Raw genomic sequence first — 12,598 nt, 5'->3', positions numbered from 1 at the left:
CTTTTGTTTTTGAATAAATGCAAACTTATAAAGCCACCTCAATTCCCCGACGTAAATTTAATTGGTCAAGTTTAGAATTTTCATCAATTTTCGCATAGGCTTTAGGGAGTATACGGCGTGCTGCTTTATTCACCCTTTTCTCTAACCAAATAGGCATTTTCATCGCAAGAGGATTCGTTTCTGTGGTTGAAGCATCGGTCATCACGCGTGTTCCCATGATGTAATCAAACCAAGGTCGCGTGACACACCAGTTAGCATTTTGATTACTGGTCATGTGGTGGTCATAGTGCCAAGGAATACGCTTTTTTGCATATTCTGGGTCTAAATGTGATTTTGCATGAACTTTCCAGTAGTTCCAAATCCCATAATACAAACCAGCGGTAAAGAAAGGAGCCACAGGGAGAAAAATAGTTGCAGCAGCGGTTAAACCATATAATGCTGTTTTTTCATTATAAATCTCAGCATTTTTAAACATCGATTCTGCATAGCCTTCATCATGAAAGCCATTTAAACGAGCACGTTTGTGATGTGCAATATGAGTAAAGAAGGGGCTATTTCTGTTCTTGCTTGGAAATTCATGTAGCCATACCTTATGAAAATACCATTCCATCCCATTCGCAACAAAAACACCTACTGGAAAACCGATCATATTCGCTTACCTCATAAAACATGATCAGATTTTAGAAACATAGCGCTGATTTTTTTTGACTGAACGGGCAGTTATAATCTGCCGATTAAATCAACTTATTGTTGTTTTCGTAGTCGATAGGCTGTTGGTGTTTCACCAGTCCAACGTTTAAAAGCTCTTGAGAATGCAGATGGTTCAGAGAATCCAGTAAGATATACGATTTGATCAATAGATTCTTGGGTCTGAGAGAGTAAGCGCCGAGCAAGTCGTTCACGATATTGCGCAATTACTTTTTCATAAGTTGTATTCAAAAGTTGCAAATCCGCTCTTAAACTGCGGGCGCTGCGGTTTAATCTTCTCGCCACAATGTTTTGATCAAACTCACTCGATTCCAATAATCCGCTGGCCAAGATCTTTTCTATCTCATCAATAAGTTGATGTTTGTGTAAAAGCTCCAGTTGTGAGGCGGCATGGTGTTCATGGATTTTTAATAACTCAGGTTCATAAGCAGGCGAATGATGGTCTAATAATTTCGCATCAAAGAAAATACAGCCGTCAGTTTGCCCAAGTCTGACATTACACCCCCATATTTTTTTATATTCATCTAGCTTGGCACCTTCATCGTAAGGAAGCCAAATTTCAGAAGGTGTAAAAGCATCTTCACTTATATATTTGAAGAACGTAAGCAAAATTCCTATCGCACATTCTAAATAGTGTCTAACAGGATGATTTAGACCTGAAATGATCGCAATCTCATTGTCATGGTATTCGAGTTTAAAAGACAGCGCATCAGTGAGTAATGCTTGATAGCGAATAGTGCGTTGTAATCCCTCACCAAAGGTTGGACTACTGAGAAAAAGATATTCAATCACTTGTCCACGAAAGGGTGGAACATGGCTACCAACATGTAAGCCAATATCCTTATCTTGGCTAAAATGTTCCGCAGCGCGCCAAAAGCGTTGTTGAGTAGCGTTATCACGACGGACGAATTTATCAGGCGGTTGGTCAGGTAAGTGAACACTGGCAAAGATAGCGGCCGCATCAAGGTTCATCTTGTGCATGGTTTGATAAACCATCCATAGAAAGATGCCTGCATCACTGGTTTTTCGAGAAAGCATATAAACAAAGTAAATATAAGTTTTAAAATAATATACGCTGTTCTTTTTAGGATAGAAATGGAAAAGATCTAATAAAAGAAAGGGCACTTACAATTACAGTAAGTACCCGATGTGCTTATTCAGTTACTTCTACAGTCACGCTATAAGTATAGCTTTCAGCGATTGGTTGTTTGGTATTGTCACTATTTGCTTCAGGATAAACGCCAGTAATTAAATAAATACCAGCTTGCTCCAATTTAACTTCTAATTCGCCTTTTGTATTGGTTTTGACATGTGGAAGTTCACGTCTTTCATTTGCGGTGTAATTGCTCGCACCTTTGAAAATATCAAATTCAACATTCGGTACAGGTTTACCATTCATTAACACGACTGCTTTTAATGCTTCGCCTGCATAAAGTTCATTTGGATGCGTGATAAATTTAAGCTCAAAGCCTTTATTGCTCACAGTAGGAATAGGACTTGGTTTGCCCTTGGTCACGAAACTTTCAGCAATATAATGATTGATTGTTTGGGCTGTTTTAGCTTTTGCTGGAACTTTGTCTTCAGTAATGAAACGAGGTGGCTGTTGAGTCGCTGGTTTTTGCTCATTATTGGCAGTTGTTGGTGTTGGCATATTATTCATAGGACGTGGCGGACGTACACGTAACCAACGACCATCAATCAATGCGTATTTACTTGGGTTACCTGTCGCATTTTGTGTGCGAATACGATAAGTTCCTTCGCCATCAAGACTAAATTCGGCGATATTAAATGTTTTGAGTTCTGCCGCTGCATTGACTTGCTGATTGCGACCATTCGGTGTTGTTATTTGATAACTGGTTTTAAAATTACGGCTAGGAACAAAGAATTTTTCTATGGTTATACCGCTTTGGAAGCTGACGTTATCAGATTTACTATCGAATACTTCTGGTAATACAAAAGGGCTAGCTGTATGAGCATGGCTTAAAATAGGTAATACAGACAATAACGAAATGGTCAGTAAATGACGCATCATATACCTCAGCTTACAAATTAATAAAAGATTGTAACAATCTACTTGATAACGAGTATCAATTGCAATATTATTTTTACTAAATTTTGGAGTTAAAGTTATGTCATCAGGTGCTGTATTACTTCGTCCAATCAATTTGGTTTTTCGTTTATCTCCACTGATGGCCGCGATGGCAATAATGGCTTCTCCAGTACAGGCGACTATACCAACAGTTGATTCAGCAATCGCACCACCGAGTATCGCTACAGATGCACAAGCTGCAAGCTATCAGTTTCACCAAGATCATGTTTTAGGAACGTCATTGGATGTGATCGTGACGACATCGGAACAAGCTGATGCTGAAAAAGCTTTGCAAGCCATTCAAGCAGAAATTGCTCGACTCGATCAAATTTTATCGGTGTGGCGTGATGATAGTGAAATTAGCCAATTAAATCGTGAGCAAACTATTTCTGCTTCATCCGAACTTTATGATGTGATTGCTGCTTGTGAGCAATGGCGTAGTGCAACCTGTGGTGGTTTTGATGCACGCTTAGGGCAGTTGATCCAACTTTGGGAGCAGAGTAATGATGTACAGCGTCTCGATCTCGATACGCAAGAAACCTTGCTACAGCAACTTAAAACACAAAGTATCGAATTAAATTCACAAACCAAGCAAATCACAACAAGTTCAGCGATCAAAATCGTTCCAGATGCTTATGCCAAAGGTTATGTGATCGACCGCGCTTTAATTGCGGCGAAGCAAGCAGTGCCACATTTACAAGGTATCTTGATTGATATTGGTGGAGATATGCGTGTTTGGGGACAATCGCCAAACCAAACAGGTTGGAAAATTGGTATACAAGATCCAAATGAACATTTTGATAATGCAGCACCCGCGCAAATTCTAAATATTAAAGATCAAGCGGTCGCGTTTAGTGGTCAAGGCTATCGCCAACTTGCGGGACAGTCTCACTTAGTCAATCCGCAAACAGGTATGCCCGTGCAGCAGGTCGAACAATGTGTTGTTGTCGGACAGTGTGCAGCGGATGCAGATGCCTTAGCTACGGCATTGACGGCAATGACCCCACTTGACGGCATGCAGTTGATTGAGCAGTTGGTCGGTTATGAGGCACAGCTTGTAACGCGTGATGGTACACATTATCAAAGTACAGGCTGGTCATCTTTGTTAGATGCAAATCAACCAGCAGTGATGCGTCATGTTGCTTCAAGCGGTGAGGCGACTGCTTGGCCAAAAGGTTATCAAGCGCAGTTAGAGGTGAATATTCCTAAGCTCGCGGTTGAGAAATATCGAGCGCCTTATGTTTCGATTTGGGTGACAGATACCGAGAAAAAATTGGTTCGTACGCTTGCAGTATGGGGCAATGATGAAAAATGGATCAACTCCAATTATGTGTGGTGGCGTCGTTATGGTCGCCAAATGACAAACCTTGACGCAGTCGCAAAACCATCACGTCAACCAGGACAATACCGTTTGGCTTGGGATGGTAAAGATGATCAAGGAAAAGTGGTGAAGGCTGGACAATATGTGATTCACATCGAAACCTCACGCGAACATGGTGATCGTTCTTATCAAACTTTTGAATTGGATGTTGCACCAAAAGCAGTGAACAAAACACTACCAGCTCAAACTGAAATTGGTACGCTTAAACTGAATTTCCAACGTGGTGCTTAAATCTATTCACCACTAAATCAATGGGGCTTGTCTCTTGTATCAACGCCGTGATTTTTACCGCCATGCACGTTATGTGCATGGTTGGCTCTCCGCATTTGCCTTTATTGCGCTTATTTTCTTCTCCGTTACGGGTTTGTTATTAAATCATCCAGAGTGGTTTAAACCAGCACAACAGGAACAAAGTAACACCATTATTTTACCTGAACAGTTAATGCGGACGGTTGCGGAGCAAGAAAACCCAACGCAAACGCTTTTGGATTATTTACGCCAACAACAGTCTTTGGTTGGGAGATATCAAAGCAGTGAAATATTAGACGGAGAAGTGATGATTCGTCTCGATAGTCCTGCGGGTTCAACTGATATTTGGGTGCTATTGGATACTGCCGAAGCTGAGATCACGATGAAGCCAGCATCTACTGTTTCATTGTTAAATGATTTACATCGCGGTAAGAATGTAGGCGCGGGTTGGAGCTGGTTAATTGACATCAGTGCGGTGATCATCGTGTTGTTGTCATTGGCTGGATATATCCTGTTTTTAACCTTAAAAACCCGATTATTGACACATCTGACGCTTACAGCGGTGAGTTTAGCACTGATTACCCTCCTGATCTGGTCAGCGGTTTAAGGGGCGCAATATGACTCAGCCATTATTTTTGGTGATTTGTGCATTACTGTTTTTATTGTTAGTGCATATATTTATTATCATTTATTTATTTTGGCGGCAGTTTAGCCAACGTATTGATACTGACATCAATGCACAACAATATTTGGTGGTTTATGCTAGTCAAACTGGACAAGCTGAGGCTTGGGCAAAACATACCGCTGAACAATTAAAAATCATTCATGAAGAAAAAGTTGAGTTGCTGGATATCCAACAACTCAACCAGCAACACTTGCAACAGCCGAGTACGATATTGTGGGTGGTGAGCACTTATGGCGAGGGTGATGCACCAGATACTGCACAAAATTTTGTGCATAAAATTCTGAATCAGTCCTTAGATCTATCGCATTTGTCTTTTGCAGTTTTGGCATTTGGAGATAAACGCTATTCGAATTTTTGTCAGTTTGGGCAGAGAATAGAACAATGGCTATTACAGCATAATGCACAAGCATTATTTCCTACCGTATTGGTAGATCAACTCAATAGCGATGATCTAGAACAATGGTTAATTGGTTTAGAGCAACTCACCTCAACCACGTTTACCTCGATACCACTTGATAAAGAAATGCTTGCCTTCAAATTTGCCCATCGGCAATGTCTAAATACGGGAACTGTTGGTGAAGCAATTTATAAAGTTCAATTGATTGCTGATCGGGATATATCTTGGTCATCGGGTGATATTTTGGAAATCCAATGTGAAAATGACATCACCGAGATTCAACATTTTTTAGACACTCAGCGACAGGAATACTCAGATGATTTGGTCGCCAAACTAGGAAGATTAAATTTAAGAAAACCTCCTACGCGAACAGGCCTTTCGTTGCTAGAGTGGATTGCACAATTCGAAGTATTGCCCAAGCGTGAGTATTCAATTGCAAGTTTACCTGAACAAGGTTTAGTTGAATTGGTGGTGAGACAACAACAAACTGAAACAGGTTTGGGCTTAGGTTCTGGCTGGTTAACGGTTGGACTGGAACAAAATCAACCTGTTCACGCATCGATACGAAATAACCCTAGTTTCCATTTACAGCAGGATGAAAAGCCCATAATTTTGATTGGCAATGGTACGGGTATCGCTGGTTTAGTTGCGCATTTGCGTCAAAGAGAACACTGGGGTTACAAGAAAAACTGGCTCATTTTTGGTGAAAGACAACAGCAATTTGATCATTTATATCAGACGGAGATTGCGTACTGGCAGCAGCATGGTTACTTGCCACACGTGGATTATGCCTTTTCGCGTGATCAGACAGAAAAAATCTATGCGCAAGATCGTTTAAGGCAACAATCATCTCGTTTACAAGAGTGGATAGCACAGGGAGCGCTGATCTACGTCTGCGGTAGTTTAAAAGGGATGGCAAGCGGTGTAGATCAAGTGCTCGAAGAACTTCTGGGTACTGAGCAGTTGCAACAACTTAAACGGGAACAGCGTTATTTGCGTGATGTTTATTAAAGATTATCCTTTAGACTTTAAGGCGTTTGCTCAGAGATCAGCGCTTTGATTTTTGTGGCTTTCTCAAAATGATCTAATTTATGTTCCATAATCCACCAATGCGCTGCTTCCATCAAGCGTTCAGGGTCATCATTTTTATTGGCGAAAAAAGCATAGAAAGATAGCCCAACATTACTGCCTTTTTTCTCAATTTTTTCATCACAAATTTTCAGGATTCGCGTTTTAAGTTCAGCTCTCATTTTTTCTCTTTGGTTTGTTAATGCATTAAATTTCAACTGTATTTGTACATAATAACAGTCATGCTGCAAACGATCATTCAGCTATTGTTTATTTTCCATAAGATAAATACACATCCTATCTATTTCTTCAATATAAGTAGCAAGAAAAAAGCCAACGACAAAGCTCATTGGCTTTTTATGAGACGGTGTTCGGTTTATGTCAATAGACCCTAGGAATATTAAAACTTCTTTTCGAGTGTGAATTGATAGCTAGGAACACTCTCATTGGTTCTAGCTTGATAGAGACGACCATCAGATTGATGAGTTAAACGTTCTTTAGCATCTGTGCTGAGTACGTTATTTAGGTTTAAACTGGCTGCCCAACCCTCTGTAAAGCGTTTGGTTGCACTGAGATTCAGGCTAAAACGTTGATTGGTCGTTCGATCATAAGGTTGACCATCTAAAGCGCGTGTAAATTCTGGTGTGTAGCTGATATTGAAGCTGCTCGAAACTTGCCAAGGTTTGAAACTATGCGATAAACCTGCGCTGGCGTTGTATGGTGCCACATCACTGACGAGACGCTCTTTGTGTTGCCCATCTTCAATTTTGGCGCGGATGGTGGAGATTTGCCCGTTGAGCATAAGTGCATGACCTGCTTCAGTTTGTTTTAGGGCATAACGAGCAGAAAGCTCAGCACCATAGGTGGTGACCTCATCTTGGTTTTGTGGACGCTCGACATAGCGAGTATTTTCCAGCGCAATGACTTTTTCGATATAGTCTTTAATTTGACGATGGTACGCCGTTAAGCTCACACCGCCACTGGCAGAATCATAAGCAAGCGTTGATTCAACGGCGCGTACTTTTTCTGCTTTGAGATTTGGATTGCCACCACGATCAGGGTTGTTTAATGAGCCTGCATCACTATCTGTCGAAACAGTGACGGTAGGAATCAAACGGTCTGATTTGGGGCTACGGAAAGCCTGACTTAAATTGGTTTGAATTGACCACTGATCATTGAGGCTCAAGCGATAAGCAATTACAGGACTTAAATGTTGATCTTGATAATCAACCAAACCTGAACGATTTAACCATTCTTGCCTTGCGCCTAAGGTAATCGTTTGACGATCAGTCATCCGCCAGCTTCCTTCGCCATAAACTGCATAACGTTGTTCATCTAGGCTTGGGCTGACATTGCTATCGAGTTCATTAAAACGTGAATCCAAGCCAAATTTGATTTGACGATTTGCATCCAGTTTTCTTAAGCCATCATAAGCCAGACCATATTCATGTATGGTTTCATCCGTATAAATGCGGCTTTGAGTGGAGCGAGTTAGCTGAGTTTCTGTTTGGCGTTCTACTGAGAAGCGGATTTTATCACTGAACTCTTTATCTTTACGTTCATAGCGGGTATTTAGGCGGATACTGTCATTTTTATCATCTTGGGTTTGATTTGCTGAGTATCCTTGCATTTTGATGTTGCGATAAAATAACTCGGCAATGATTTTTTGTTGGTCATCGAGATCATATTGTAGACGAGGCGAAAACATTTGCATGCTGCGATTTATCGTACGTAGGTTTTCACGAGTTCCTGTTTCAGATTCGATTTTTGAAACTGAAGTATTATCGATCCACATTTGATTGGCAGAGAAACTATAAGACCACTGGTTTTCACGACCATCTGCTTGGATATTGATCTGCTTTCGTTCAGATTGTTGCTGACCACTGTCGCGCAGACCATAACCTAGCTTGACCGTACCATTTAAGCGCGTATTCAGAGGTTCTTTTAAAATAATATTAATGACCGCTGAAGAGGCGACTGAAGATTGAGCCACACTTGGTTGCTTTATAACCTCGATACGCTCAATCATTTCAGGCGTAATCGTGTCAATAACTGACATACCACCACGTGGTCCGCCTTGTACAGGTTCACCATTAATCAAAAATGTTGGCGCACCACCCCCACGAAAACGCATACCAGAAGCACCACCGCCACCGCGAGGACCGTGTCCTGTAGGGAGTTGAAAGCCCGCTGCTCGACGTAAAGCATCTATCACAGATTGATCGCCATATTGGAGCATTTCTTCACGACTGATAATGGTTTTGGGAACTGCACTTATATCATCGTCTTGTTGTTTTTGGGGATCTACAGTGGCGTTGATGCGCAGGGTTGGCAGTACGTGAGTTGCTGCTTCAACGGGAGTCGCAGAGGGATCAACATCATTTGCAAAAAGTGGGGAACTCATACCAATTAGTGCAGAACTGAGAACACTCAATTTTCCATAATCGCGTGGATGTTTCATTTCCAATACCCCAAAGAAGAACAGATCAAATTGATTTGTGTAGCTTAATGTAAGATTGTGTAGAAAAATGGAATATTGGATGGATAAGCATTTGAATTTCTCAATTTTACAGGCATAAAAAAGTTGGAGTACATAAAATGCACCCCAACCAATATTAATTAGAAATAAATAGTTAAGTTTTAATCATCATCTGTAAGATCACGCCCGCCAGATAAAACCTCTTTTCCTAAATGTTTGAGTTGTTCGAGTGGGGTTGGTGGTGGTGTACGCGTGTGTTCTTCTAATAAATGCTTTTCTTTAATGTATTCCAATTCTTCTTTACTAACTTTGGGTGGAGGATTAAATTCTCCCCATCCACCAAAATGGATATTGCCTTGAAAGGCTTCAGCCTGATCTGTGGGTTGTAAATCTTCATTCGATTGAGATGGATCATTTTGATTATTGGTCATTTTATAATTCCTTAATAATAGATATTTTTATTTTATCAATGTCTTATCACATGTCTTTTATTGAAATAAGCAATGGAGTGATCTAGACCAAATCACTTTAGCAAATTTTTTAAACTAGAAAACATCAATAAACATAAAAATACAAATCTAGTCTTTTAGTGTTCATGGGATTTTTAATCTTTAATGGGTGAAAAATAACCCATAGATTGAAAATTAATACGAAAGTTGGTGAAAATGAGAATTATTTTTATTAAAATTGTATCGTTTTTTTAATCTTTATTTTTTTAATTTTTCGTCTGAACTGTTTTTTGGAATTTTTATGAAATCTTCACATTTAGGCTTGTATCAAAAGCCTATTTTTAAGTTTACTTTGCTCAGTATGATGATGCTGCAAGTGCAATATGCAATTGCAAATGAACAAACTGCGGTGATGCCGACCATTAAAATTGAGGCGATGAGCGAACTAGATCCGATCAAAAGCTATATTGATTATGATCAGGCAAGTGTGACACGTAACGGGTTAAAGAAGAAAGATATTCCTCAAACCATTGATACGATCGATGTGCAAAAATATAAAATCTATGGTGCAAATGATTTAAGCGTGATGCTTCAAGGTACGCCAGGTGTATCAACGACATATGATACTCGCGGTGACGGTATTATGATTCGTGGATTCAGTGCTGATACTAGTGATATCTACCGGAATGGTGTGCGCGAAGGGGGGCAAGTTCGTCGTAGTACTGCCAATGTAGAACGTATTGAGATTCTAAAAGGCCCAGCTTCTGTGTTGTATGGGCGTGGAGCAGGTGGCGGTGTAGTAAATATGGTGACTAAGTTCGCCAATTTTGACTCTAAAAGTTCGGTGGGTATCTTTGGCGGTTCTTATGACAATATTGGGGGAACCTTAGATATCAATCAAGTGGTGAATGATAATTGGGCGGTGCGTTTAGTTGGTGAAAAATCTGATACCAATAGCTTCCGTTCAGGTATTGGCACAAAACAATCTATGTTTTCACCCAGTGTGACTTATCGCAGTGATGATGAGAAGTTGTTATGGACTACAGAGTATACCTATGACAAATTAGATCGTATTCCTGATCGTGGTCCATCATTTTCGGTATTAAGTCGTTTCCCTGAAAATATTTTAAGAGAAACAGGCTTTGCAACAGCATCAGATTTTATCGTTGATGAATTACAAACGGTACGTACCGATCTAAAATATGAATTTGCACCAGATTGGAAATTTCATTGGGCATTGAGCTATCGTCAAGCTAATCAAGATTTCGATAATTTCTTTGGCGGAAGTTATTGTACTGATGATACGAAAGGGTGTAAACCTGGCTATATCAAGCAATCGTATGCTTGGCAAGAAACCATGAATAAGACCACGACAAATACCTTTGATATTACGGGCAAGTTTAATACGGGTAAATTAGAACATCAGGTAATGGTGGGGGCTGATTGGTCACATGAAGATCGTGAGCCGAAGTTAGGTAATTATTCAAGTCAAGATAAAGCTGGATTGCACTATCAATTAATTAATCCTTATAACTCAAAAGATTATATAACTTCATTTGATCGTAGCAAAGGCCGACCACAAGAGACATCTTATACCCATCAAAATAATGATAGTTTGGCATTTTTTGTACAGGATCTTATCTCGTTAACACCGACATTAAAGATGATGCTGGGGGCACGATATGACCAATATGAGGTGAAAACTCGTGATACTTTTACAGGATCTGAAACATACGGTGATTCTGTAAAAATTAATGCTGAAACATTTAGTCCGAATGTTGGTTTTGTTTGGCAGCCAGTTGATAATCAAAGTTTTTATACTTCTTATAGTAAGAGTTTTGCCCCATTTGGGGGAAGTGTTGGAGTTTCGCCATTTACAAGTGGGGGCGTTGACTTAACAGTATTCAATGCTGAACCGCAATATAATGAGCAATATGAAATTGGTGTAAAAAGTGATTGGTTGAATAACCGTCTAAACACACAATTCTCGGTATTTGATATCCGTAAGAAAAACATTCGTTACCGTCCTGATGCAGATAAGCATCCATCGGTGTATGCTGTTGGCGGCGAGCATCAATCTAAGGGTGCAGAGTTTAGCTTTATTGGTCGTGTACTGGATAATGTGTTTATTCGCGGTGGCTATGGATATACAGATGCAAAAGTAAAAGATGATAAGGATCCTAAATCTGCTAATACTGGTCATTACCTAGCCAATGTGGCGAAAAATACAGGTAATTTGTTTATTCGCTATTTGCCTGTAGAGAATATCTATACTGAAGTTGGTACGACATATAATGGCTCTCTCTATACCAATATTTCCAATAACCCAGATACAAAACTTGATGGTTGGATGCGTTTAGATGCTGCGGTTGGTTACAAAGGTGAGCATTGGGGTGCAACTTTAGCTGTGAGTAATCTTACAGATAAAGTGTATTGGAGATCGAACACAATGCCGGGAACACCTCGCAACTTCTTGGTGCGTTTAAATTACCAGTTCTAATAAGTTAATTTAATGCTATTAAAGAGCGGTTTTGCTTAAGCAAAGCTGCTCTTTTTAATATGTAACAGCGTATAAGTAGGGGAAGACATCGGGTATTATTCACTTAAATTGAGGTGCTAAAGAATTTCCACTATATGTTGTTGAAAAGACTAAATATATAAATTACACATTAAGTTTCTTATTTTTAAAAGCATAATTAAAAGTTAAAAACACGATGTGGTGAATTACATTGTAATTACGTTTATTTCGCCATTTATCCTTAAAAAAGTAGAATATTTCACATTCTTTGCTAATGTTAAAGAAAACGGTGAAGCAGAGATAATAATAATGAAGATCGTACTTATACTATTACTTATATTTTCTATCGGTATCTTGGGCTATTCAACACATGTAGATGCCCAAACAAAAAAACGCCAAGAGCTTATGAAAATTGTTCATGATGCTGAGCATAGTTTGAATGAAATTCAGCATAGCCCACATACAAATTTACCCACACTGAAACAGAGTCATTGATGTCTAAATATCATGATGCTTAGACGGTCCAATTTGATGCATTTTAGCTTGTGATCAAATATTTTTTTAATTTTCGATTC

General features: G+C 39.6%; 11 protein-coding genes. 5 read left to right on the top strand and 6 right to left on the bottom strand.

Features of this window, described 5'->3' with window-relative positions; translation table 11 throughout:
• Positions 1-25: 25 nt before the first annotated feature.
• The 3 genes from J2Y37_RS06980 to J2Y37_RS06970 form a co-directional block, all read right to left on the bottom strand.
• Complete coding sequence (locus J2Y37_RS06980) at positions 26-649, bottom strand: sterol desaturase family protein (protein WP_349032335.1); 624 nt, start codon at positions 647-649, stop codon at positions 26-28.
• 95 nt (positions 650-744) lie between these two features.
• Positions 745-1,746, bottom strand: a complete 1,002-nt coding sequence (locus tag J2Y37_RS06975) for an AraC family transcriptional regulator (RefSeq protein ID WP_349032334.1) — start codon at positions 1,744-1,746, stop codon at positions 745-747.
• Positions 1,747-1,861: 115 nt separating this feature from the next.
• Positions 1,862-2,740: a DUF4198 domain-containing protein gene (locus tag J2Y37_RS06970; RefSeq protein WP_349032333.1), complete on the bottom strand. Its 879-nt coding sequence runs from the start codon at positions 2,738-2,740 to the stop codon at positions 1,862-1,864.
• Between the two features lie 97 nt (positions 2,741-2,837).
• On the opposite strand from J2Y37_RS06970, the gene J2Y37_RS06965 reads away from it, so the two are divergent.
• From J2Y37_RS06965 to J2Y37_RS06955, 3 genes are read left to right on the top strand one after another with little or no spacing between them, the layout of a single operon-like run.
• Positions 2,838-4,409, top strand: a complete 1,572-nt coding sequence (locus J2Y37_RS06965) for a DUF2271 domain-containing protein (protein WP_349032332.1) — start codon at positions 2,838-2,840, stop codon at positions 4,407-4,409.
• Positions 4,410-4,443: 34 nt separating this feature from the next.
• Positions 4,444-5,034 (top strand): PepSY-associated TM helix domain-containing protein, encoded by a 591-nt coding sequence (locus J2Y37_RS06960; protein WP_004670596.1) that lies wholly within the window; start codon positions 4,444-4,446, stop codon positions 5,032-5,034.
• A 10-nt stretch (positions 5,035-5,044) separates the two neighbouring features.
• Complete coding sequence (locus J2Y37_RS06955; protein WP_349032331.1) at positions 5,045-6,520, top strand: sulfite reductase subunit alpha; 1,476 nt, start codon at positions 5,045-5,047, stop codon at positions 6,518-6,520.
• Between the two features lie 17 nt (positions 6,521-6,537).
• Here the strand turns inward: J2Y37_RS06955 and J2Y37_RS06950 are convergent, their stop codons facing one another.
• The 3 genes from J2Y37_RS06950 to J2Y37_RS06940 form a co-directional block, all read right to left on the bottom strand.
• Positions 6,538-6,759, bottom strand: coding sequence for a DUF6500 family protein (locus J2Y37_RS06950; RefSeq protein WP_005197569.1), 222 nt, complete (start codon positions 6,757-6,759; stop codon positions 6,538-6,540).
• Between the two features lie 218 nt (positions 6,760-6,977).
• Positions 6,978-9,038 (bottom strand): TonB-dependent receptor, encoded by a 2,061-nt coding sequence (locus J2Y37_RS06945; RefSeq protein WP_349032330.1) that lies wholly within the window; start codon positions 9,036-9,038, stop codon positions 6,978-6,980.
• Positions 9,039-9,217: 179 nt separating this feature from the next.
• On the bottom strand, positions 9,218-9,487 hold the full coding sequence (locus tag J2Y37_RS06940) for a hypothetical protein (RefSeq protein WP_349032329.1): 270 nt from the start codon (positions 9,485-9,487) through the stop codon (positions 9,218-9,220).
• A gap of 319 nt (positions 9,488-9,806) precedes the next feature.
• Between J2Y37_RS06940 and J2Y37_RS06935 the strand changes: the two genes are divergently transcribed.
• Positions 9,807-12,005 (top strand): TonB-dependent siderophore receptor, encoded by a 2,199-nt coding sequence (locus tag J2Y37_RS06935; RefSeq protein ID WP_349032328.1) that lies wholly within the window; start codon positions 9,807-9,809, stop codon positions 12,003-12,005.
• A gap of 219 nt (positions 12,006-12,224) precedes the next feature.
• Positions 12,225-12,518 (top strand): hypothetical protein, encoded by a 294-nt coding sequence (locus tag J2Y37_RS06930; RefSeq protein ID WP_349032327.1) that lies wholly within the window; start codon positions 12,225-12,227, stop codon positions 12,516-12,518.
• The last annotated feature ends 80 nt before the right edge of the window (positions 12,519-12,598 follow it).

The sequence above is a fragment of the Acinetobacter sp. 3657 genome (assembly GCF_031456775.1).
GTDB lineage: Bacteria > Pseudomonadota > Gammaproteobacteria > Pseudomonadales > Moraxellaceae > Acinetobacter.
The sequence above is the reverse complement of the archived record's forward strand: the minus strand, read 5'-3'. Positions and strand labels throughout refer to the sequence as shown.